We start from the raw sequence: 23,408 nt of genomic DNA on the forward strand, positions 1-23,408 counted from the left end.
GGTCAGGCGGTCAGCGCAAATGGAACAAGTATCGAATATAGGGGCATTTGTCGCCGCTTTAAAGGCGCGGCGAGCGAGCCGACCGCTTTATTCGAGTCCGTGAAGCGCAAGCGAGGCGCTTGCTTACAGGCTGCAAAGCGTGAGCTGGAAGGGCACGTCCACATCGACGGCACGTGGACGCAGATCGCCGTCCTGCACCGTGAAGCGCACCCAGAGCATGTATTTGTTGGCGCTGGCCTCGGGAATCACGCGCAATTCCGGCGCCACGCGCACCTGCATCAATTGATACGAGCGGCCCGACAGCATTTGCTGATAGCTGCCCGCCATGGCCATGACCTTCGACGCCTGACCCGACTCGCGTGCGAGCCTTAGCACGATCGTGGCCGCGTCGCGCAGAGGCAGCAGCGGCGTGACCCACTTGGCAATGTCCTGACGCCGCTGATCCGGATGCAGTTGCTGCCACGCGTAATACGACGGCAGGTCGAATTTGCACGTGCCGCCCGGGATGATCGCCCGGCTGCGGATGCTGGCGAGCCATTCGTTCTCCGCGAGATGCTGGCCCGTCTTGCCCTGCATCTGCGAAAGCCCCGCCAACGTCTGCTCGATTTCGCCGAGCACCGCTTCGAGCGCGCTCTGCTCGATTCCCGGATTGCCGCGAAACGGCGCGAGCGTTTGCCGCTGCCGTTCGAGTTCCTTCATCAGATCGGACTTGAGATCCGCGCGACCCGCTACCTCTGAGATTTCGAACAGCGTAGTCAGTGCGACATGATGTTCCCTGGCGTCATCTTGCGTCAGAAAGAACGTGAAGCGCTCGAACAGATCTTCGAGGCGCAATAGCGTCCGGATTCGCTCGTTGAAGGGGTACTCGTAAAGGATCAAGCGGGCTCGCCTCGGGCGTGGTCGGTGACGGGAATGCAGGACATTCTAATGCCGTGCGACTACCCTAGCAATCGCGCGCTTTTCTCGCGGGTTTCTGCACATTTTTCGGCGCGTTTCTCGCGATTTTCCGCTGCTTCGGCATACAGCCAATGCCAAAGTTCAACGTTTCGCGCCAATAGGTCACACGGGATTAACACGGGCAAGCGACAGGTACGCCCGATGCTGCGCGTCGACCTGCGCGGCGAGGGCAGCAAGCGGCGCGTTGTCGTTCACGATCACGTCATCTGCGGCGGCGAGCCGCGCTTCGCGCGTAGCCTGGCGGGCAATGATCGCGAGCACCTGTTCGCGGCTGAAACCGTTGCGGTTCATGACGCGCGAGATTTGCGTCTCCACACTGCAATCCACGGCGAGTACGCGATTCACGCGGTTTTTCCAGCTGCCCGACTCGACCAGCAGCGGGACCACGACGATCACATAAGGCCCTGTGGCCTCGCGTTGCTCGCGTTCCGTTTCTGCGCGAATCAGCGGATGCGTGATGTTCTCGAGCCGCTTGCGCGCCGCGTCGTCGCTGAAGACGAGCGTGCGCATGCGTGCGCGGTCGAGCGAGCCGTCCGCGGCGACGAACGCACTGCCGAACTCGGCGGCGATCTGCGGCATCGCGATGCCGTGCGGCGCGGTGATGCGATGCGCGATCAGATCCGTGTCGACGAGCGGCACGCCATGCGCCGCGAACAGATCGGCAACGGTCGATTTGCCGCTGCCGATGCCGCCTGTGAGTCCCACAACGAACATGCTTCAGCCTCCGAGAGCCAGGTAAAGCGGTGTGCCGAAAAACAATGTGAGAACGCCGCCCGCTGCAAGAAACGGCCCGAACGGCAGCGGCTCTTCGAACCGCATGCGGCCGCGCCACGTTGCCGCGAGACCGACGACCGCGCCCGCCACGGCGGCAACCAGCACGATCTGAGGGAGCGCCGCCCAGCCAAGCCACGCGCCGAGCGCCGCGAGCAGTTTGAAGTCGCCGTAACCCATGCCGTCGATACCTCGCACGAGCCGGAACAGCCAATGCACGGCCCACAGCACCAGATAGCCGAAGATAGCGCCAAGCACGGCATCGTGAAGACTTGCGAACACGCCGTAGAAGTTGACGATGATGCCCGCCCAAAGCAGGGGCAACGTCATCGAGTCCGGCAGCAGATGCGTGTCGATGTCGATGGCGCTCATTGCGAGCAGGGCGGCGCACAGTCCGAACGCGGCAAGCGCGGCGAGCGTCGGACCGAACAGCGCGAGAGCGGCGGCTGCGAGGGCCGCGCTGGCGAGTTCGAGCAGCGGATACCGCGGGCTCACGCGAGCCCCGCATGCGGAACAGCGACCGCGCAGCAGCAGATAGCTGAGCACCGGCAGGTTCTCCCAGGCGTGCAGCACATGACCGCAGTGAGGACAGGCGCTGCGTGGCACCCACAGGTTGTAGCGCGCCGGCAGGCCGTCCTGTTCGAGAGGTTCGTTAGTGGCCTCGCTCACTTCCAGACGCCATGCGCGTTCAAGCATGATCGGTACCCTATGCACGACGACGTTCAGGAAGCTGCCGATCACGAGCCCGAATACGATCGCAAAAGCGAACTGCAAGGCGGCCGGCAGGCTGCTGAATGCCTGACCGAGACCGGCTGCGAAATGACCTGGCAGCAGGTTCGAAAGCGAGCCCGAAAGCAGGTTGGAGGAGGTTTCTGGCACGAGTGAATGAGCTGCCTGCATGGACGAAACGGTGGATTCGGCTGCGATGCTACACCACGTTGCCGAGTTGAATAATGGGAAGATACATTGCGATGACAAGCCCGCCGACCAGCGCCCCCAGCACAACAATGACGAGCGGTTCGCACAGGCTGGACAGCGTGCCGATCTTTTCGTCTACCTGACGATCGGCCAGCGACGCCACGTCGAGAAGCATGGTGTCGAGTGCTCCGGACTCCTCGGCAACGGCGACCGGCTGCACGACCTCTTGCGGGAAGCAGCTTGCCGAGCGCATGGCTGCGGCGAGCCGTTCACCGCGCCGCAGCCGCGCCGCGATGTCCACAGTTGCGCGGTCGAAAAAGGCGTTGCCCGTGGCGTGAGTCAGCGAATCGAATGCGTCGGCGAGCGGCGTGCCGGCCGACAGCAACGTGCCGAGCGCGCGGCTCCAGCGTGCGGCGCAAAGCGTGGCGAGCAGTGAACCGGCGACCGGCATTTTCAGCGATAAACGCGCGAAGCGGATGCGCGCCGTTTCGGAACGTCGCAGCAGAAACGTCGCCGCGAAATACGTCGCGACGATGACCGCGATGGCGGGCACACTCCATTGCGCGGCGCCCGACGACAGCGCTAATACAAACTGCGTTGGCGCGGGCAAACGCGCGCCAAAACCGTCGAAGATCTGTTTGAAAGTCGGCACCACCCAGACGAGCAAAGCGGCGGTAATGGCTAGGGCCAGCAGCAGAATTACGACAGGATAAGTCAACGCCGCGCGCACTTTCGCCCGTTGCGCGGCGGCGCGCTCGCGGTCGTCCGCGATTCGCGCGAGAACCGCGGACAGTGCGCCAGCGGCCTCGCCCACTTCGACGAGTTGACAATACAGGGCGTTGAACTGCAACGGATGCCGCTGCAACGCTGCCGAAAATCGCAGGCCTGCCGTGATGTCCCGCGCCAATGCGCCGACGATCCGCGGGATGCCCGAACGACGCGAGCTTTGCGCCTTGCCCAGTAGGTCCAGTGCGGGGGCGAGCGGCAAGCCGGCGCGCAGCAGGCTTGCGAGCTGGCGCGTGAACAGCGTGACGTCGGCGGCATTTGCTTTTGGGCGCGGCGCCGGCCCTTGAGCTTTCAGGTCGACCACGAACAGGTTGTCGCGTTTGAGCAGGGCGCGAGCGGTGCTCGCATCCGGCGCAATGAGCGCGCCCGTTCTATGGCCGCCGTCGGCATCGACACCGTGCCACCTGAAGCGCGTGTCGGTTGACGCAGGGCGATGTGCCGCGGGAGTACTCATGCGGCCTCGGTGGCGGCGAGTGCTTCGGTGAGGCTCGTCGTGCCGTCGCGCACGAGAGCCAACGCGGCGTCGCGCAGGGTGCCGACGTGTTCGCTGCGCGCCTGCCGCGCGAGCTCGTGAGTGCCCGCTCGCGCGACGATCAACTCACGCATGGCATCGGATACCGGCATGACCTGGTGGACGCCGACGCGGCCCCGATAGCCGATGCCGTGGCAAACCACGCAACCCTTCGCAACGTAGGGCTGCAAACCATCAATCTGTTCTTCGGCGAAGCCCGCGGAACGAAGCGCCGCGGCAGAGTGCGGCGCGGGCGCCCGGCAAGCTGTGCACAGGCGGCGCACCAGTCGCTGCGCCGTCACCATGCGCAACGCGGCCGCAAGGTTGTACGGCGCCACGCCGATGTCGATCAGACGCGCGACAGCGGCTGGCGCGTCGTTCGTGTGCAACGTCGACAGCACCAGGTGGCCGGTTTGCGCGGCCTTTACGGCGACGTCGGCGGTTTCCTCGTCGCGTATTTCGCCGACCATGACGACGTCCGGATCCTGGCGCAGGAAGGCGCGCAACGCGACAGCGAAAGTGAGCCCGGCCTTCTCACGCACGCTGACCTGATTGATGCCGGCCAGCTGGATTTCCGCCGGATCTTCGACGGAACACAGATTGCGCGCCTCGCTATTGAGCAGGTTCAGGAAGCAATACAACGACAGCGTCTTGCCGCTCCCTGTTGGCCCCGTGACGAGCACCAGACCATGCGGCGCCCGAATTGCGGAATCGACGGCATCGCGTTGCCGAGCATCCAGCCCGAGCGAGTCGAGCGAAAGATCGGTTGGCAGCGCGTCGAGCCTGCGCAATACGAGCTTTTCCCCGAACAGCGTGGGCAGCGAGTTGACGCGGTAGTCCTCGGGCCGTCCTGGCGACGTGGCGATCCGCAGCCGGCCGTCCTGTGGGACACGCCGCTCGGCGATGTCCATGCGCGCCAGAACCTTCACGCGCGTGATGAAGGCGTCCCGCAGATGGGCGGGCGGCGTCGCCATTTCATGCAACACGCCGTCGATGCGCAAGCGCACGCGCCAGCCGTTTTCCGCTGGTTCGATGTGCAGATCCGATGCGTTGCGGCGTGTCGCTTCCCTCAACGTGTCAGTCAGAAGACGCACGGCGGGGGCGTTGTCGGAATCGTGGGGCATTGCGGCAGCGCCGCCGGTTTCGCCGGTGAGCCCGTTTGGCTTATTGCGAGAGGCGCTTTCGCTGCCTGCCGGTAGCGGCCGCACCAACGCCGCGGGTTGAAAAGAAGCTTGCATGAAGAGCCGGCGACGAGCCGCCTGTAGAACACGACGGCTTCATCTTCGGGCAAGGCGTGCGGCGCCGCCACTCGGCCATTCGGCTAATGGCGCACGGCGCGGGCTTATGGGATGCTGGCGTGCGGCGCCGGCCTCAACCGGCATGAACTAACCCAGCAACGCCTTGCCAGCCTTCGCGCGCGCCGGCGGCTTGAACAGCTTGACGGTGCGGATCGCCTGGTCGTCGCTGCGCATTACTTCGAGCTTCACGTCGCCGATTTGCACGCAGACATCGCCATCGGGAATGTCTTCGAGAATTTCGAGGATCAGCCCGTTGAGCGTTTTCGGGCCGTCGGTGGGCAGCGAGAGTTGCAACCAGCGGTTCAGCTCACGCAGCGGCATGCTGCCCGCCACGATACATTCGCCGAGTTCGTTCCAGCCGCCGCGCGAATTGGCGCCACGAGGGATCGACGTGGTGAACTCGCCGATCAGTTCCTCGATGATGTCTTCCGGCGTGACGAGCCCTTGCAACTCGCCGTATTCGTTGACGACGAGCGCGATGCGATGGCGGCTCTCCTGGAAGAACTGTAATTGCTGGAACACCGGCGTGCCGGTCGGCACGAAGTACGGCTCGGCGAGCAGTTCGCGCAGCGTCTCGCGCTCCAGTTCCTGGTTGTGCAGAGCGGCGAGTGTCTTGCGAACGTGCAGCACGCCGAGCACGCGGTCGATATCGCCTTGATAGACGACCAGCTTGTTGTGATAGCAGGTTTCGAGCTGATGCAGGATCTGCTCGAACGGAGCGTCGAAGTCGAGCGCCTCGATGCGGCGGCGCGGGATCATCACGTCGTCGACGGAAATGTTTTCGAGGTCGAACAGGTTCAGCAGAATGCTGCGGTGCTTGGTCGGCATGAAGCTGCCGGACTCGAGCACGATGGCGCGCAGTTCTTCAGTGGAGAGGCGCTGATCGCGCGCGCCTTTTGTGTTGATATGCAGCACCCGCAAGATGCCGGTGGCGAACAGATTGACGAACCAGATGAGCGGCCTCGCGACGCGCATCATCGGCGCGATCAGCAGGCTGGCTGGCAGCGCGATCTTCTCGGGGAACGTTGCACCGACGATCTTCGGCGTGATCTCGGCAAAAACGATGATCAGGAACGCGACGATGCCGGTCGCGATGGAAAGCACAACGTTGTTACGACCGAACGTGTGCAGCGCGATCGAAGTAGTCAGCACCGGAATGATGGTGTTGAACAGATTGTTGCCGATCAGCACGACGCTCAGCAGTTGATCGGTGTGCGCCAACAGACCCTGAGTGGTCTTCGCGCCGAGCGCATTCTTGCTGGCAAGGTGCTTCAGGCGATGGCGGTTGAGTGCCATCATCGCCGTTTCGGTAATGGAAAAGAAGCTCGAGCAGATCAGCAGCAGAAAGACGGCGCCAATCTGCGCCCATAAGGGAAGTTGTTCCACGCGTCGTGAAGGATAAAAGAGGGGAAAAGGATGGAGAGAATATAGCAGAGGGGGCGGCGCAAGCCGCCAGCAGGGATGTTGCCACTCGGAGGCTAGTAGCCCGAGCCGAGTGCGTGCGCCGCAAGCCCGGCGGCAAATCTGGCCGCAAAAACAAAATCCGGCCGCAAAAACAAAAAACCGCCGAGCACGCTGGGCGGTTTTTCGAGCCTTGAACTAACAAGGCGAATCTGGTCGGGGTGAGAGGATTCGAACCTCCGGCCTCTACGTCCCGAACGTAGCGCTCTACCAGGCTAAGCTACACCCCGATGTGTACTGCGGACTCGAATCAGACTAAACCGGCGTTTGAGTCTTATTTAAGACTGTCTCGCCGTCGAGTAAGAACATAATTCTAGCAGGCTTTCTTTGTAAATGGAATCAGGAAACGAACAAATTGCCGCCGCTGCGGCCTGAGCTTCCTGCTTCGCGCATTCGAGCGTGTGATCGAGCGCCCCGGAACGTGTGATCGCCTCAAAGATGGTGTCGAAACGGTCGGTGCCGCCTTGCTCGATGGCCTCGCGAGCGAGAGCCGACTGCTCGGGCGTGCCGCGCTCTATCAGGTAGATGAGCGGCAGCGTGGGCTTGCCCTCACGCAAATCGTCGCCGGCGTTTTTTCCCATCGACTCCGCCGTGCCTGTGTAGTCGAGCCAGTCGTCCATGATCTGGAAAGCCGTACCGATGCGCCGGCCGAACTCCGCCGCCGCTGCTTCGGTTCTGGCATCTGCGCCGGCCAGCACCGCGCCGAGCTGCGCCGCGGCCTCGAAGAGCTTGGCCGTCTTGTAGCGGATCACCTGCATGTAGCGGGCTTGGTCCACGTCGGCGTCATGCATGTTCAGCAGTTGCAGCACTTCACCTTCGGAGATGATGTTGGTAGCTTCCGACAGGATCTCCATGACGCGCATCTTGCCCACGCCCACCATCATCTGGAACGAGCGCGAATAGAGAAAGTCGCCTACCAGCACGCTCGCCGCATTGCCGAACAGCGCGTTGGCGGTCTGGCGACCGCGCCGCAAATCGGATTCGTCGACCACGTCGTCGTGCAGCAGCGTTGCCGTGTGGATAAATTCGACGACCGCCGCCAGTTCATGCCGGTGCCCCGTGGTTTCCCCGAGCGCGCCGGCCACCAGGAGCAGCAGCGCCGGCCGCAGGCGTTTGCCGCCGGCACTGATGATGTACTCGGAAATCTGGTTGATCAGCATCACCTCGGACGCAAGACGGTGCCGGATGACGCGATTCACCTGCTGCATGTCTTCGGCGATCGGAGCGAGCAGGCTGGCGGCGTTGGAGGAGGTGGTGGCAGTCGACGACATGATGGCTGAATTGGGTAGTGCCGCGAATTATAAGGCGAATCGCGGTTGTTCCGGGTCGCGGACTGCCGCGCGGCGCGCTCGTGGACGCCGCCAGGCGCTGGGCTGCGCGTCCCCGGACGGAACGCGGGGCCGCTCTCAATGAGTTTTGACCGAGCAGCTAACTCTATGTATAATCACGGGTTTCCGCGCGCGGTGCGTGGGGAAAATGTGAAACGAATGAACACAGAGTGAGGTTCTCAATGTACGCGGTCATAAAAACCGGTGGCAAGCAGTATAAAGTTGCCGTCGGCGAAAAACTTAAAGTAGAACAGATACCGGCAGACATTGACGCTGAAATCACGCTCGACCAGGTTCTCGCAGTGGGCGAAGGCGAATCGATTAAGTTCGGTACGCCGCTGGTCAGTGGGGCTTCCGTCAAGGCTACCGTCGTGTCGCAAGGTCGTCACGCTAAAGTGACTATCTTCAAGATGCGTCGCCGGAAGCACTACCAGAAGCATGGCGGCCACCGCCAGAACTATACCGAACTGCGCATCGACGCTATCAACGCGTAAGCGCACCGGTTAAGGAGCAAATCAAATGGCACACAAAAAGGCAGGCGGATCATCCCGCAACGGCCGCGACTCTGAATCGAAGCGTCTCGGCGTGAAGGTTTACGGCGGTCAGGCTATCAACGCTGGCGGCATCATCGTTCGCCAACGCGGCACGCGTATGCACCCGGGCGAAAACGTTGGCATCGGCAAGGATCACACCTTGTTCGCGCTGACGGACGGCCACGTCAATTTCTCGACGAAAGGCGCAGCGAAGAAGCACATGGTCAACGTCGTCCCGGCAGCAGTCTGAGTTCACTCAGGCACGGGCTTCAGGACCGGAAAAAGGCCCCGCGAAGTTAGCGGGGCTTTTTTTATTGCGGCAAGGGCCGTTGGCCCTGCAATTGCGGCGCTGCGCCTATGCCGTTCGGTCGATTGATCATCGCGCCGCGGGCGCGGCAAAATAGCAGCATCCAGTAGTATTCAGCAGCACCATCTGGCAGTACACCACGGGACGGAGTTACGCATGAAGTTCATTGACGAAGCGAGGATTGAAGTCATCGCCGGCGACGGAGGGGATGGCAGCGCGTCGATGCGCCGCGAGAAGTTCGTTCCGTTCGGCGGCCCGGATGGCGGCGACGGCGGCCGGGGCGGCAGCGTGATTGCGGTAGCAGACCGCAACATCAACACGCTGATCGACTACCGTTACGCGAAAAAACATATGGCGCGAAACGGCGAAAACGGCCGCGGCGCAGACTGCTACGGCAAGGGCGGCGACGACATCACGCTGCGCATGCCGGTTGGCACGACCATTACCGACATGGAAACCGGCGAGCTGATCGCCGATCTGACCGAGCACAACCAGAGCGTGCAAATCGCGCAGGGCGGTGCGGGAGGTCTCGGCAATCTGCACTTCAAATCCAGCACCAACCGCGCGCCGCGCCAGAAAACCGACGGCAAGCCGGGCGAGCGCCGCATGGTGCGCCTCGAGTTGAAGGTACTGGCCGACGTCGGGCTGCTCGGCATGCCGAACGCGGGCAAGTCCACGTTCATCTCTTCCGTGTCGAACGCGAAGCCGAAAATCGCAGACTATCCGTTCACCACGCTTGCGCCGAATCTCGGCGTGGTCCGAGTCGGACCGAGCCGCAGCTTCGTGATCGCCGACATTCCCGGTCTGATCGAGGGTGCCGCGGAAGGCGCGGGGCTCGGCCACCAGTTCCTGCGGCACTTGCAGCGCACGGGCTTGCTGCTGCACATCGTCGACCTGGCGCCGTTCGACGAAGCGGTCGATCCAGTCGCGGAAGCCAAGGCGATCGTGAACGAACTGCGCAAGTACGACGAGCTGTTGTATCAGAAGCCGCGCTGGCTCGTGCTCAACAAGCTCGACATGGTCCCCGAGGACGAGCGTGAGGCACGCGTTTCGGCGTTTATCGAGGGCTTCGGCTGGGAAGGCCCGGTCTTCGAAATCTCGGCTCTGACCGGTCAAGGTTGCGAGAATCTCTGCTATGCGGTGTTCGACTACATCGCGGCCCATTCGGAAGCGCAGCGCGCCGCCGAAGCCGAAGACCTCGCCGCCGACGTCCGCTTTCGCGACAAGCCGGAAGCACCTGCCGCCGCTGGCGAATCCAGCGCCGATCCGCGGGACTAAACAACTCGGGCGCCGGGCCTTTGCGGGTTGGCGGCGCGCGTCAGGCGTCATCTTGGGAGGCTGCGCACAATGCGTTCCGTCATCGCAGATTCACGGCGATTGGTAGTGAAAGTCGGCTCGAGCCTCGTCACGAATGACGGGCGCGGCCTCGATCATGCTGCGATCGGCCGCTGGGCTGCGCAGATTGCCGCATTGCGTGCGCAGGGCAAGGAAGTGGTGCTGGTAAGCTCGGGCGCCATCGCCGAAGGAATGCAGCGGCTTGGTTGGACCAGGCGCCCGCGCGAAATCGACGAATTGCAGGCGGCCGCGGCCGTCGGACAAATGGGCCTCGCGCAGGTCTACGAAAGCCGCTTTGCCGAGCATTCGATCCAGACCGCGCAGATCCTGCTGACTCACGCAGACCTGGCCGACCGCGAGCGCTATCTGAACGCGCGTTCCACGTTGCTGACGCTGCTGCGGCTTGGCGTGGTGCCAATCATCAACGAGAACGACACGGTCGTCACCGACGAAATCAAGTTCGGCGATAACGACACGCTGGGCGCACTGGTCGCCAACCTCATTGAGGGCGACGCGCTCATCATCCTCACTGATCAGCAAGGGCTTTTCACCGCCGATCCCCGGAAGGACCCGAACGCCACGCTCGTTCAGCAGGCAGACGCCGGCGCGCCGGACCTCGAAGCCATGGCCGGCGGCGCCGGTTCGAGCCTCGGGCGCGGCGGCATGCTCACCAAGATTCTCGCCGCCAAGCGCGCCGCTCATAGCGGCGCGAACACGGTGATCGCGAGCGGGCGCGAAGCAGACGTGCTGTCGCGGCTCGCTTCGGGAGAGGCGATCGGCACGCAGTTGATCGCACGCACCGCGCGCATGGCGGCGCGCAAGCAATGGATGGCCGATCACTTGCAGGTGCGCGGCCACGTCGTGATCGACGACGGAGCCGTGGAGAAGCTGACGGCAGGCGGCAAGAGCTTGCTGCCCATCGGAATTGTCGGCGTGCAGGGCGCGTTTGCTCGCGGCGAGGTGATCGCGTGCCTCAATGCAGCTGGCCGGGAAGTGGCGCGCGGCCTCACCAACTACAGCAGTGCAGAGACAAAGCTGATCCAGCGGCGTCCGAGCGGCGAGATCGAATCGGTGCTGGGCTATATGCTGGAGCCCGAACTGATTCATCGCGACAACCTGGTGCTCGTTTGAGTGACCAACCGGCTCACGCGCAACATGTAAAAAAGCCGTTCCAGCGAATGCAGGAACGGCTTTTTTTCTGGGTGCGTCGGCGAAGCGTCAGTGAACCAACGAAGTCGCCGTGCGCTTATAGCGGATGTTATCCACAATCGTTTTTGCGCTCCCCGTAGGGATCTTGTTGGCGCACAAATAATCCTGATACAGCACCGCGTGATACGCGTTCAGCGCGCCATTCTCGATACGCGTGAAGTCGTTCGCGACTGTCTTGTCCCAGCCGTCGTGATCCGCGTTCAGACCGGCATACAGGCGCCATTCATAGGTGTCGCAGCGGATGCCTTCGTAGTTCACGTTGCGGGCGCCACTCGGGCTCGTCACGACCACGGTATAGCGCACGACGCCGTCTGAGCCGACAGTCAGCGAGTTCTGGTCGATCGCGAAATGCAGCGGCGTATTGCCTGACACCTCGAAGGGCAGCAGGTTCGAGTCCTGCGGCAGCGGCGGCAAGGTCTCGACCTTGTTTTCGACCCAGTTACTCGGCCGGTCCAGCAGATAGGCAAAGGCGCTGTCGTCCTTGTTGGTGGGTTTGCCGGCGCTCGAACAACCAGCCAGCAGGGCGCCGGTGGCGACGCACGCCACGACGAGAGCAAGTGCTTTCAATATGGTTTCCTCGAAAAAGCGGGCGCGGCTTGAGAAGCCGCGCCCGCATAGGCGACATAGGCGACGTAGACGGCCGCGCAGAATGGTCAGTTGCGCACGCCTTGATGACGGAACATCGAACCCGCAGTCTCGCGAGCCGAGTCTTCGTCGAGTTCCGATACGGTGCCGGCCTCGTTCCCCGAGCCGGCAGTTTCGCCGCAATCGGACACGCTTGTCGTGTGAACCGAAGTTTCGATTCTGACGGACGTTACCGTGGTCACCGTCATTACCGTGGAATCCGGCGGACTTTCCATTGACGACGCTATCCGGGGATAGCGCGGCCCATGGTGCCCGCCAGGTTTTTCCGCACGCGGCGCAGTGCGGCGCATGAAACGGGATAGCTCCGTCAGCGCCAACTGATATACATCCCGCTTGAACTCGATCACACAGTCGAGCGGTACCCAATACTCGTTCCAGCGCCAGGCGTCGAACTCCGGGTGGTCAGTGGCGCGCAAGCAGATGTCGCAGTCGCGCCCCACCATTCGGAGCAAGAACCAGATTTGTTTCTGGCCGCGGTAGTGACCGCGTACCTCGCGCTTGATGAACTTGTCAGGCACCTCGTAACGCAACCAGTCGCGTGTGCGACCGATCACCTTGACGTGCTCCGGAAGCAGGCCGGTTTCTTCGTGTAACTCCCGATACATCGCTTGCACGGGGGTCTCTCCGTACTTGATGCCCCCTTGCGGAAACTGCCAGGAATGTTCACGGAGCCGTTTGCCCCAAAACACCTCGTTGTGCGCGTTCAAGAGGATGATGCCGACGTTCGGGCGAAAGCCTTCACGATCCAGCATACAACCACCTTCGAATCCTTTAAAATTGCTTTGATTATAAACAGATAACGGACCCGACGCACCGATTCGCACCAGATTGGAACGATTCGCCGCAAAAGGCCTGCTTTGCGGTAGCCTGTCCGTCTTCCCGTGCCTCATCCCTTGTGCAAAAGACTTGCGCGGCGGCTTTGGCGCCCCGGCGGCGGCCCTTGCGCCGGAATGGCGCAACCGGGCGGGCCCGGCGACGCAGCCGTATCGATTTCCCCGTTTTCACCCTTTCGGGCGGTCCCTCCGGAGCCGCCGCTTTTGGAAAATCTGAATGAAAGCTTCCCGTTTCTTTATCGGCACCCTGAAAGAAGCTCCGGCCGACGCCGAGATCGTCAGCCACAAGCTCATGGTGCGTGCCGGCATGATCCGCCGCGTCGCCGGCGGCATCTATAACTATCTGCCGATCGGCTTGCGCTCGATTCGTAAGGTGGAAGCGATCGTGCGCGAGGAAATGAACCGGGCAGGCGCGATCGAGTTGCTGATGCCGGCCGTGCAGCCGGCCGAGCTGTGGCAGGAGTCGGGCCGCTGGGAAAAATACGGCCCTGAACTCCTTCGCTTCAAAGACCGCAAGCAATCCGACTTCGTGATCGGACCGACCCACGAAGAAGTGGTGACGGACATCGCGCGTGGGCAGATCAAGAGCTACCGTCAGTTGCCGGTCAACTTCTATCAGATCCAGACGAAGTTCCGCGACGAAATCCGTCCGCGTTTCGGCGTGATGCGCGGCCGCGAGTTCATCATGAAAGACGCGTACTCGTTCGACAAGGACGCGGCAGGTCTGCGCGAGTCGTATCGCAAGATGTACGACGCGTACGTGCGCATCTTCACGCGCCTCGGGCTCGATTTCCGCGCGGTCGCCGCGGACAACGGTTCGATCGGCGGCAGCGGCTCGCATGAATTCCACGTGATCGCCGAAACGGGTGAGGACGCAATCGCCTACTGCCCGACCTCCGACTTCGCCGCGAACGTCGAAGCGGCCGAAGCTTTGCCGCTCTACGCACAGCGCGCGGCTCCCGCCGAGCAGATGAAAAAGACGCCGACGCCGGGCAAGGCAAAGTGCGAGGCCGTCGCCGAGCTGCTGAACATTCCGCTGGAGCGCACCATCAAGTCGATCGTGCTCGCCACCGAAAACGAAGGCGCTGAACCGACCATCTGGTTGCTGATGCTGCGCGGCGATCACGACCTGAACGAGATCAAGGCAAGCAAGTTGCCGGACCTCGCCGATTTCCGCATGGCGACCGAGGCCGAGATCATCGAAACGTTCGGCACGCCGCCGGGTTATCTCGGTCCGCTCAACACGAAGAAGCCGGTGAAAGTCGTCGCGGACCGCACGGTCGCGAACATGAGCGACTTCGTAGTGGGATCCAACGAGGTGGACTACCACACCACGGGCGTGAACTGGGGCCGCGATCTGCCGGAACCGGTCGTTGCCGATATTCGCAACGTGAAAAAGGGCGACCCGTCGCCGGACGGCAACGGCGTGATCGAGATTTGCCGCGGCATCGAAGTCGGCCATGTGTTCCAGCTCGGCACCAAATATTCCGAAGCGATGAACGCAACCTGTCTCGACGAAAACGGCAAACCGCAGCCTATGGAAATGGGCTGCTACGGCATCGGCGTCACACGTATCCTGGGCGCCGCGATCGAACAGAATTTCGACGACAAGGGCATCATCTGGCCGGAATCGATCGCGCCGTTCGAAGTCGTGCTGTGCCCGATGGGCTATGACCGCAGCGAAGCCGTGCGCGAGCAGGCTGACAAGCTGTACGCAGCGCTGGTCGAAGCTGGCATCGACGTGATTCTCGACGATCGCGGCGAGCGCCCCGGTGTGATGTTCGCCGACTGGGAACTGATCGGCGTGCCGCATCGTCTCGTGATCGGCGACCGTGGCCTGAAGGAAGGCAAGCTCGAATATCAGGGCCGCCGCGACGCCGAGGCGACCTTGCTGCCGGTAGACGAAGCTGCGCAAACGGTGATCGCGAAGGTTCGCGCGGCGCTGGCGCGCTAAGCGGGGCGGACGGTGGAGTACACCTTCCTGTCCGCGACCGTGCTGCTGATCCTGATCACTGACCCGCTCGGCAACATTCCGCTCTTCATCAGTTGTCTGCGCGGTGTGTCGCCGAAGCGGCGCACCGCAGTGATTCTGCGAGAGGTCGCGATCGCGTTTGCGATCCTGCTGGTATTCATGGTGGTCGGCGACGCATTTTTGCGCATGATGAGTCTCACCGACCAGTCGTTGCGCATCGGCGGCGGCATTGTGTTGTTTCTGATTGCGCTGCGCATGGTGTTCCCGCATCCGGACGGCCCTTTCGGCGGCGACGTGCGCGGCGGCGAGCCGCTGATCGTGCCGCTTGCCATTCCGGCGCTGGCAGGGCCGTCGGCGCTGGCAACCGTGATGCTGCTGACGTCGCAGGCGCCTGGCAAGATGTTCGAGTGGATCGGCGCGCTGACCGTCACCATGATCGTCTGCGCAGTCGTGCTGATGCTGGCCGAGCGTATTCAGGCGTGGCTCGGCGAGCGAACCATGATGGCATTCGAGCGGCTAATGGGACTCGTGCTGGTGGCGATCTCAGTGGAGATGATGCTTGGCGGTATCCGCGCGTTTGTGCATCAACTCTGAGTGACGCGCGCTGTCGATCGGAGCGGCAATCGGCGACGCCGGGCGGATCTCCGAGCCGAACTCAGCTGAGTGAACCCCGCAAGCAATGTTTGACGCAACAAAAAGCGGCCCAGCGGGCCGCTTTTTTTATCTCGTCATTTTCGCGCCGCGCAAGACAACGCGGCGACTAATCAGGCAAGTCAAGCGCCTTCAGTCAATGCGCGAATAGTCGGCAGGTTGCGCCAGTAGCCTTTAGCATCCATGCCGCAGCCGAAAACATAGCGGTCCGGCACTTCGAAGCCGCAGTAATCGGGGCGCAGCGGCTTGGCTTTTGGGATGATCTTTTCGCACAGCACGGCGCTCAGGAAGCGCTTTGCGCCCATCGCGAGAATGCGGTCGCGGATCGCGGCCATCGTCTCGCCTTCATCGAGAATGTCGTCGAGCACCAGCACCACGCGATCCTTCACCGACTCAGCCGGCGCCACGCGCCATTGCATCTCGTTGCCGCCCTTGGTGGTGTTGCGGTAGCGCGTGAGATGGATGTAGTCGAACTCGAGCGGGAAATCGAGGTGCGGCAACAGCATGCCTGTGAAGACCGCGGCGCCGCCCATCACCGACAGCACGAGCGGAAAGTCCTCGCTCATTTCGTTGCGGATGGCGGTAGCCATGCCGCTGATCGACGCGTTGACCTCGTCGGCCGAAACGATTTCTTCGGAGTGGCTAAAAATGTGGAGAGCTTCTTCGCGGTTCATGACGTCTGACGGGCGGTAACTGTATACATAGTGTGAGTGAGAACGCCCCGAAGGAAGTTCCCATGGTGACGGTGGCCGCCGGTCGGGTCAGCAACCCGCGCGCCGCCGTCTTGCTAAAGCTTAGCGCATGCCGGGCATCATGCCCTTCATGCCGCGCATCATCTTTTGCAGATTGCCGCCCTTCAACTTCTTCATCATGGTGCGCATCTGATCGTACTGGTTCAGCATGCGGTTGACTTCCTGCACCTGCACGCCCGCGCCCGCGGCGATGCGGCGCTTGCGCGTGGCCTTGATGAGATCCGGCTTGGCGCGCTCGAGCGGCGTCATGGAATTGATGATGCCTTCCATGCGGCGCATCTGCTTTTCGGCCTGGCTCATGTCGGCGCCGGCGGCGGCCTGCTGGAATTGCGCGGGCAGCTTGTCCATCAGCGACGAGAGACCGCCCATGCCCTTCATTTGCGTAAGTTGCGCGCGGAAATCATTGAGGTCGAAGTCGCCGCCTTTCTTGACCTTATCTGCGAGCTTCTGCGCGGCTTGAACGTCCACGCCGCGTTGCGCTTCCTCGACGAGAGCGAGAATGTCGCCCATGCCGAGAATCCGGTTCGCCATACGATCCGGGTAGAAGACTTCGAGGCCGTCGAGCTTTTCCGCGACGCCGACGAACTTGATCGGCTTGCCTGTGACGTGACGCACCGAGAGCGCCGCGCCACCGCGCGAGTCGCCGTCGAGCTTGGTGAGCACCACGCCGGTGAGCGGCAGCGCGTCGCTAAATGCTTTCGCGGTGTTGACCGCGTCCTGGCCGAGCATTGCGTCGACGACGAAGAGTGTTTCCGCCGGCTTCAAGGTGGTGTGCAGCGCGGTGATTTCCTGCATCATCGCTTCGTCGATACCCAGACGGCCGGCCGTGTCGACCAGCAGCACGTCGTGATAGTGACGCTTGGCCCAGTCCACCGCGGCGCGCGCGATGTCGACCGGCTTCTGATCGGGTTCCGACGGGAAGAAGTCCGCGCCGACCTGCTCGGTGACCGTCTTCAACTGCGCGATAGCAGCGGGGCGATAGACGTCGCACGAAACAGTCAGAACCTTTTTCTTGTACTTCTCGCGCAGCAGCTTGGCGAGCTTGCCGACCGTGGTCGTTTTACCCGCGCCTTGCAGACCCGCCATCAGAATGACGGCCGGCGGCGTGACAGCGAGATTCAGCTCGGCGGCCTTGCCTTCGTAGTCGCCGCCAATCACCGCGGTCAGCTCGCGCTGCACGACGCCGACGAGCGCCTGACCCGGCGACAGGCTGCTGATGACTTCCTCGCCGAGCGCCTTCTCTTTCACCTTCGAGATGAACTCGCGCACGACGGGCAGCGCCACATCCGCCTCGAGCAGCGCCAGACGCACCTCGCGCAGCATTTCCTGGGTGTTCGCCTCGGTGAGCCGGGCTTCGCCGCGCAGCGTCTTGACGACGCGCGCCATCCGTTGAGTCAGATTGTCGAGCATGGGGAGCGATGAACAGTGCGGCCCCGGCCGGGCGCGAAGTGGAAGACGTCGCGGAGCAGGGGCCTAGTGTAAACTTCGAATATGGATATTGTACTGTATGCCCTCACTGCGCTCCTGTACGGCGGACTCGCCGTGGCCGGCTGGCGCTCGCACCGGCACGCCGGGTCGCGCCCCGTGCTGGAAAGCGTTCCGCCGATGCCGGCTGCCGCAACCACTGGCGCGAACACACAGACACAGTCCGGGTTCGCCGGCTCGGCGGCTTCGGGCATGAGTTCGTCGGGCCGCGCGTTGCTGTTCGTCGCGCTGCTCGCGCACGGCGTGCTGCTGCATACCACGATCTTCCCGCAGAACGCGATGGTGTTCGGCTTCGCGTTTGCGCTGTCCGCAATGTTCTGGCTCGGCGCCGGCATCTACTGGATAGAAAGCTTTTTCTTTCCGCTCGACGGACTGCGTCTGCTGGTGTTGCCGCTCGCCTGCGTCGCCTCGCTATTGCCGCTCGCGTTCAACGGCGTGCGGGTGCTGCCGTATTCGGCCGCGCCCATGTTCAAACTGCACTTCCTGATCGCCAACATCGCCTATGGTCTGTTCGCGATCGCGGCGCTGCACGCCATTCTGATGCTGCTCGTCGAGCGGCGTCTTCATGCAATGCGCGGCGGCATCGCGCAGCGGAATGTGGCTGCGGCGGGCAACGGCTGGCTGTCCAGCTGGCTCGACACGCTGCCGCCGTTGCTCACACTCGAGAAGCTGCTGTTCCGTCTGATCGGCGCCGGTTTCGTGCTGCTCACGCTGACGCTCGTGTCGGGCATTCTGTTCAGCGAGCAACTGGTCGACCGCGCGCTGCGGCTCGATCACAAGACCGTGTTCGCGATCCTGTCGTGGGTAATGTTCGGCGCGCTTCTGACGGCGCGCAAGGTGTCCGGCTGGCGCGGCCGTGCTGCATTGCGCTGGGTGCTGGCGTCGTTCGTCGCGTTGCTGCTGGCGTACGTCGGCAGCCGTTTTGTTTTCGAGGTGCTGTTGCACCGTGCTGTAGTGTGAGCGTGCCCCATGCGACAAATCTTTTTGCTCATCATGTTGTTCTTCGTCGGCCAGTGGCTCGTGAAGGCGCTGCGCCGTCATGACGCGCATACGGCACAACGTACTGGCGCCGGCGGCGCGCGAGGCGCATCGGGCGCAGCCAGTAATGGCAATGGCAATGGTGCCGCGCGTCCTGCAGAGCCGCCTCAACTCGCCGAGCCCATGATCCGTTGCGTCGAGTGCGGCGTGCATGCGCCGAAGAGCGACTCGGTGGTCGTTGCCGGGCAGCCGTTCTGCAGTGCCGCGCACGCGCAGCGGCACGGCGCGCGACCCACGGGCCGCGACGCTCGATGAGCGTCGGGTTCGCCGTCGACGCAGACGGTTGGGTTGCACAAGCGCGCAAGCTGCCATCGCCGAATTTCGAAGCACGGCCGCAAGGCGCGGTGCCGACTCTGATCGTGGTTCACAACATCAGCCTGCCGCCCAACCAGTTTGGCGGCACGGCGATTGCCGAACTGTTTCTCAATACGCTCGATTGCGACACTCATCCTTATTACGACGCGCATCTGCGCGGCGTGCGCGTGTCCGCGCATTTCGTGATTCATCGCGACGGCGCGCTCGAGCAGTTCGTGTCGTGCAATGAGCGCGCATGGCACGCGGGCCCATCTAACTTTTTTGGCCGTGAGCGCTGCAATGATTTCTCGATCGGCATCGAACTGGAAGGCAGCGACACCACTCCTTTCGAGGCGGCGCAATACCACACGCTCGGCTCGCTCGTAAGTGCGCTGACGGCTCGCTATCCGATCGAGGCGCTTGCCGGGCACTCCGACATAGCGCCCGGCCGCAAGACAGATCCAGGACCACATTTCGAGTGGCCGCGTCTGCAACGCGACACGTTGCTGGCGGATCGGTATTTCCCCTATCTCAAGTTTTCCAGAACGCCGTAACGGCACTTTGCGCGACGTCGCGTGAGTGCCGCAGAGCGAGGCTCTGCCTGCTTCTGCAGGCGGAGGGCATCGCGCCGCGCGGACCAAAAGTCAAGACTTCAAAAGCAAATAAAAGCGTTTGACCTGTCTCGAATCTCCACTATACTTGGTGCCACAAATTCAGTTACGCACTAGATATTGTGTGTCCTGTGTATAACTGTGTGAATAACCGAGTGCATAACTAAGTGCACAAGTCGCGGCGCCCCGCTCTCCGAGCACGGCGCCGCAAGCATTCCAGGCAGCGAAAAATAATTCCTGCAGCGCAGCCGGACCTGACCAGCCGGCGGCAATCATAAGCATCAGGAAAGGGGCTGAGAGTGATCGCGACATATACGACGAAGACCGTTTTCAATTCGAATCAGGCTTCATCGCAGTCGCATCCCGCCAGCCGCCCAGGCCGGTCTTTTTCCTGCACCTCCTCGCTTGCGCACGCGGCGGCGCAGCGTTCGTTTTAATCCGCGGCACTCGCCGCAACATTTCCAGGACCAGGAGCTTTGCACATGCAAACCACCGACAACGTGACGACCCGGTATGAGGGATCACCGACTGGCCAGGCCTTCGGCCAGGCACAAGGCACTCAAGCGCTCGCGCCGCAAGCGACGTACGCCGACTACAAGGTGATCCGTCGTAATGGCAGCGTGGTGTCGTTCGAACCGTCGAAGATCGCCATCGCCGTGACGAAGGCATTCCTCGCCGTCAACGGTGGTCAAGGCGCGGCGTCGGCGCGTGTGCGTGAGCTGGTCGAGCAACTGACGCAGAACGTGGTGCGCGCGCTGCTGCGCAGCCGTCCGAACGGCGGCACGTTCCATATCGAAGACATTCAGGATCAGGTCGAACTCGCGCTGATGCGCGGCGGCGAGCACAACGTCGCACGTGCCTACGTGCTGTATCGCGAGAAGCGCACGCAGGCGCGCGCTCATGACGATCACGCTGCCGCCGGCACGCCGGGCCTCACGGTCACGGACAACGGCGTGACGCATCCGCTCGACCTCGCTGCACTGCGCGGCATTATCGAGTCCGCTTGCGCGAACCTGGGTGACGCGGTGAGCGCGGAGCCGATCGTCGCGGAAACGGTGAAGAATCTGTACGACGGCGTGCCGATGAGCCAGGTCTACGACTCGGCGATTCTGGCTGCCCGTACGATGATCGAAAAAGATCCGGCCTACAGCCAGGTCACCGCTCGCATCCTGCTGCACACCATCCGCCGCGAGATCCTCGAAGAAGAAGTCACGCAAGCCGAAATGGGCGAGCGTTATGCCGAATACTTCCCGCAGTTCATCAAGCGCGGCGTGCAAGCCGAGCTGCTCGACGACAAGCTGCTGCAGTTCGACTTGAAGCGCCTGGGTGCCGCGCTCGACAACAACCGCGACCTGCAATTCGGCTACCTCGGTCTGCAGACGCTGTATGACCGTTACTTCCTGCACCACGACGGCGTGCGTATCGAAATGCCCCAGGCATTCTTTATGCGTGTCGCAATGGGCCTGTCGCTGAACGAGATCGACCGCGAAGCGCGCGCGATCGAGTTTTACAACGTGCTGTCGAGCTTCGACTTCATGTCGTCCACGCCGACGCTGTTCAACTCGGGCACGCGCCGCTCGCAACTGTCGTCGTGCTATCTCACCACAGTCGACGACGACCTGGACGGCATCTACGAAGCGCTGAAGGAAAACGCGCTGCTCTCGAAGTTTGCCGGCGGTCTCGGCAACGACTGGACGCGTGTGCGTGCGCTCGGCTCGCACATCAAGGGCACCAATGGCAAGTCGCAAGGCGTCGTGCCGTTCCTGAAGGTCGTCAACGACACGGCAGTCGCCGTGAACCAGGGCGGCAAGCGCAAGGGCGCGGTGTGCGCGTACCTCGAAACGTGGCACCTGGATATTGAAGAATTCCTCGAGCTGCGCAAGAACACCGGCGACGACCGTCGTCGCACGCACGACATGAACACGGCGAACTGGATTCCCGACCTGTTCATGAAGCGCGTGATGGAAGGCGGCGACTGGACGCTGTTCTCGCCGTCCACCTGCCCGGATCTGCACGACAAGTTCGGCGCCGAGTTCGAAGCGGCTTACACGGCTTACGAAGACAAGGTCGCGCGCGGCGAGATCAAGCTGTTCAAGAAGGTGCCCGCGGCGCAACTGTGGCGCAAGATGCTCGGCATGCTGTTCGAAACCGGCCACCCGTGGATCACGTTCAAGGACCCGTGCAATGTGCGCTCGCCGCAACAGCACGTCGGCGTCGTCCACTCGTCGAACCTGTGCACGGAAATCACGCTGAACACGAGCGACTCAGAGATCGCGGTCTGCAACCTGGGCTCCGTGAACCTCGTCGCGCATCTGAAGGAACAGGCCGACGGCACGCTCGTGCTCGACCACGACAAGCTCAAGCGCACGGTCAGCGTCGCGATGCGCATGCTCGACAACGTGATCGACATCAACTATTACGCAGTCGCCAAGGCGCGTAACTCGAACCTGAAGCACCGTCCGGTCGGCATGGGCATCATGGGCTTCCAGGACTGCCTGCATCTGCTGCGCACGCCGTACGCGTCGGAAGAAGCGGTCAAGTTCGCCGACACGTCCATGGAAGCGGTTTGCTATTACGCTTACTACGCGTCGACCGAACTGGCGCAAGAACGCGGCCGTTACTCCAGCTACCGCGGCTCGCTGTGGGATCGCGGCATCCTCCCGCAAGACTCGGTCAAGCTGCTGGCCGACGCGCGCGGCGGCTATGTCGAAGTCGATTCGAGCGAGTCGATGGACTGGACGGAACTGCGTGAGCGCATCGCCACTTACGGCATGCGCAACTCGAACTGCATCGCGATCGCGCCGACGGCGACGATCTCGAACATCATCGGCGTGTCGGCTTGCATCGAGCCGACGTTCCAGAACCTGTATGTGAAGTCGAACCTGTCGGGCGAGTTCACGGTGGTCAACGACTACCTGGTGCGCGACCTGAAGGCGCGCGGCCTGTGGGACGAGGTGATGGTCGCCGACCTGAAGTACTTCGACGGCACGCTCTCGCGCATCGACCGTATTCCGGCCGACCTGCGCGCGATCTACGCGACCGCGTTCGAAGTCGATCCGAAGTGGCTCGTCGAAGCGGCGTCGCGCCGTCAGAAGTGGATCGACCAGGCGCAGTCGCTGAACATCTACATGGGCGGCGCATCGGGTAAGAAGCTCGACGAGATCTACAAGCTCGCATGGGTGCGCGGTCTGAAGACCACGTACTACCTCCGCACGATGGCGGCAACGCACGTCGAGAAGTCGACGGTCGCTCACGGCGCGCTCAACGCAGTGAGTTGGGGCGGCGGTGAAGGCACGGGTGGTGTCGGCGGCGGCGCGGCAGGCGGCTTTGGCGCGAGCGGCGGTGCACTGGGCAATGCAGGCGGCCTCCAGGCAGCAGCGGCAGCGCCGGCAGTCGCAGTGGAAGACGCGCCCGAAGCGGACGGTCCCGTGTGCATGATGCGTCCGGGCGACCCTGGCTTCGACGAATGCGAGGCTTGCCAGTAAGCGTCGAGCAGCAAGCGGGTTCGTTGCTTGCTGACGGGTTCCAGGTAAAGACCCGCATGCAGCGATCAACGAACCTGATAGAGATGAAGCAGATATAAACCGACGAGCGGCGCGGCGAGCAGGATAGACGAAGTCAGCAAGGCCGCACCGCTCATCGACAGCAACGAAGCGAAGCACCGAAGCGACGAAGCGACAAGCGCAACGAAGCAACGAGTCGGCACTCCACGA

Annotated in this window: 21 protein-coding genes and 1 tRNA gene; 10 read left to right on the forward strand and 12 right to left on the reverse strand. The window is 62.8% G+C overall.

The genetic code is table 11. The features are described from left to right. Window positions 1-123: 123 nt before the first annotated feature. The 8 genes from zapD to JMY24_RS33470 all read right to left on the reverse strand — a co-directional run bounded on the left by zapD (window position 124) and on the right by JMY24_RS33470 (window position 7,973). Window positions 124-879, reverse strand: a complete 756-nt coding sequence (gene zapD, locus JMY24_RS33435; RefSeq protein ID WP_128587558.1) for a cell division protein ZapD — start codon at window positions 877-879, stop codon at window positions 124-126. Between the two features lie 180 nt (window positions 880-1,059). Beyond that, entirely contained in the window at window positions 1,060-1,671 is a 612-nt protein-coding gene (gene coaE, locus JMY24_RS33440; RefSeq protein WP_128595862.1) for a dephospho-CoA kinase, read from the reverse strand. A gap of 3 nt (window positions 1,672-1,674) precedes the next feature. Beyond that, window positions 1,675-2,628: a prepilin peptidase gene (locus tag JMY24_RS33445; RefSeq protein WP_236597642.1), complete on the reverse strand. Its 954-nt coding sequence runs from the start codon at window positions 2,626-2,628 to the stop codon at window positions 1,675-1,677. A gap of 28 nt (window positions 2,629-2,656) precedes the next feature. Then, window positions 2,657-3,886, reverse strand: a complete 1,230-nt coding sequence (locus JMY24_RS33450; RefSeq protein WP_201703675.1) for a type II secretion system F family protein — start codon at window positions 3,884-3,886, stop codon at window positions 2,657-2,659. Then, window positions 3,883-5,181: a GspE/PulE family protein gene (locus tag JMY24_RS33455; RefSeq protein WP_201703677.1), complete on the reverse strand. Its 1,299-nt coding sequence runs from the start codon at window positions 5,179-5,181 to the stop codon at window positions 3,883-3,885. Before JMY24_RS33455 ends, JMY24_RS33450 begins: the two co-directional genes overlap by 4 nt. A 147-nt stretch (window positions 5,182-5,328) precedes the next feature. Beyond that, window positions 5,329-6,627, reverse strand: coding sequence for an HlyC/CorC family transporter (locus JMY24_RS33460; protein WP_193425164.1), 1,299 nt, complete (start codon window positions 6,625-6,627; stop codon window positions 5,329-5,331). 228 nt (window positions 6,628-6,855) lie between these two features. Next, window positions 6,856-6,932: transfer RNA gene (locus JMY24_RS33465), tRNA-Pro, on the reverse strand. A gap of 48 nt (window positions 6,933-6,980) precedes the next feature. Then, complete coding sequence (locus tag JMY24_RS33470; RefSeq protein ID WP_020071241.1) at window positions 6,981-7,973, reverse strand: polyprenyl synthetase family protein; 993 nt, start codon at window positions 7,971-7,973, stop codon at window positions 6,981-6,983. A gap of 239 nt (window positions 7,974-8,212) precedes the next feature. Between JMY24_RS33470 and rplU the strand changes: the two genes are divergently transcribed. From rplU to proB, 4 genes are all read left to right on the forward strand, one after another. After that, a complete protein-coding gene (gene rplU / locus JMY24_RS33475; RefSeq protein WP_007180329.1) occupies window positions 8,213-8,524 on the forward strand; it encodes a 50S ribosomal protein L21 in 312 nt (103 codons plus the stop codon). A 25-nt stretch (window positions 8,525-8,549) separates the two neighbouring features. Then, window positions 8,550-8,813 carry a 50S ribosomal protein L27 gene (gene rpmA, locus JMY24_RS33480; RefSeq protein ID WP_007180330.1) on the forward strand — a complete coding sequence of 88 codons (264 nt, stop codon included), beginning with the start codon at window positions 8,550-8,552 and terminating at the stop codon, window positions 8,811-8,813. 213 nt (window positions 8,814-9,026) lie between these two features. Beyond that, the gene (gene cgtA / locus JMY24_RS33485) at window positions 9,027-10,148 is read left to right on the forward strand and encodes an Obg family GTPase CgtA (RefSeq protein ID WP_128595859.1); all 1,122 of its coding nucleotides are present in this window, start codon (window positions 9,027-9,029) and stop codon (window positions 10,146-10,148) included. A gap of 69 nt (window positions 10,149-10,217) precedes the next feature. Then, complete coding sequence (gene proB / locus JMY24_RS33490; RefSeq protein ID WP_128595858.1) at window positions 10,218-11,336, forward strand: glutamate 5-kinase; 1,119 nt, start codon at window positions 10,218-10,220, stop codon at window positions 11,334-11,336. Between the two features lie 87 nt (window positions 11,337-11,423). Here proB and JMY24_RS33495 read toward each other — a convergent pair whose 3' ends face one another. Beyond that, window positions 11,424-11,981 (reverse strand): CNP1-like family protein, encoded by a 558-nt coding sequence (locus JMY24_RS33495; protein ID WP_128589616.1) that lies wholly within the window; start codon window positions 11,979-11,981, stop codon window positions 11,424-11,426. Between the two features lie 86 nt (window positions 11,982-12,067). Then, the gene (locus tag JMY24_RS33500; protein WP_128589626.1) at window positions 12,068-12,811 is read right to left on the reverse strand and encodes an RNA pyrophosphohydrolase; all 744 of its coding nucleotides are present in this window, start codon (window positions 12,809-12,811) and stop codon (window positions 12,068-12,070) included. A 298-nt stretch (window positions 12,812-13,109) separates the two neighbouring features. Between JMY24_RS33500 and JMY24_RS33505 the strand changes: the two genes are divergently transcribed. Further along, on the forward strand, window positions 13,110-14,846 hold the full coding sequence (locus JMY24_RS33505) for a proline--tRNA ligase (protein WP_201703678.1): 1,737 nt from the start codon (window positions 13,110-13,112) through the stop codon (window positions 14,844-14,846). 12 nt (window positions 14,847-14,858) lie between these two features. After that, window positions 14,859-15,458 carry a MarC family protein gene (locus tag JMY24_RS33510; protein ID WP_020071248.1) on the forward strand — a complete coding sequence of 200 codons (600 nt, stop codon included), beginning with the start codon at window positions 14,859-14,861 and terminating at the stop codon, window positions 15,456-15,458. A 179-nt stretch (window positions 15,459-15,637) separates the two neighbouring features. On the opposite strand, the gene JMY24_RS33515 is transcribed toward JMY24_RS33510, so the two are convergent. Both JMY24_RS33515 and ffh read right to left on the reverse strand, forming a co-directional pair. After that, on the reverse strand, window positions 15,638-16,189 hold the full coding sequence (locus JMY24_RS33515; protein ID WP_128589618.1) for a hypoxanthine-guanine phosphoribosyltransferase: 552 nt from the start codon (window positions 16,187-16,189) through the stop codon (window positions 15,638-15,640). A 120-nt stretch (window positions 16,190-16,309) separates the two neighbouring features. Continuing rightward, entirely contained in the window at window positions 16,310-17,677 is a 1,368-nt protein-coding gene (gene ffh / locus JMY24_RS33520) for a signal recognition particle protein (RefSeq protein ID WP_128589620.1), read from the reverse strand. Between the two features lie 81 nt (window positions 17,678-17,758). Here ffh and JMY24_RS33525 point away from each other — a divergent pair, with 81 nt between their 5' ends. From JMY24_RS33525 to JMY24_RS33540, 4 genes are all read left to right on the forward strand, one after another. After that, a complete protein-coding gene (locus JMY24_RS33525; RefSeq protein ID WP_128589622.1) occupies window positions 17,759-18,712 on the forward strand; it encodes a cytochrome C assembly family protein in 954 nt (317 codons plus the stop codon). 9 nt (window positions 18,713-18,721) lie between these two features. Next, window positions 18,722-19,045, forward strand: a complete 324-nt coding sequence (locus tag JMY24_RS33530; RefSeq protein ID WP_128595857.1) for a PP0621 family protein — start codon at window positions 18,722-18,724, stop codon at window positions 19,043-19,045. Further along, window positions 19,042-19,638 carry a 1,6-anhydro-N-acetylmuramyl-L-alanine amidase AmpD gene (ampD, locus tag JMY24_RS33535; protein ID WP_201703680.1) on the forward strand — a complete coding sequence of 199 codons (597 nt, stop codon included), beginning with the start codon at window positions 19,042-19,044 and terminating at the stop codon, window positions 19,636-19,638. Before JMY24_RS33530 ends, ampD begins: the two co-directional genes overlap by 4 nt. Window positions 19,639-20,177: 539 nt before the next feature. Beyond that, window positions 20,178-23,180, forward strand: a complete 3,003-nt coding sequence (locus JMY24_RS33540; protein ID WP_128595855.1) for a ribonucleoside-diphosphate reductase subunit alpha — start codon at window positions 20,178-20,180, stop codon at window positions 23,178-23,180. Window positions 23,181-23,408: the final 228 nt, after the last annotated feature.

This window comes from Paraburkholderia kirstenboschensis (assembly GCF_904848585.1).
Classification (GTDB): Bacteria; Pseudomonadota; Gammaproteobacteria; order Burkholderiales; family Burkholderiaceae; genus Paraburkholderia; species Paraburkholderia kirstenboschensis.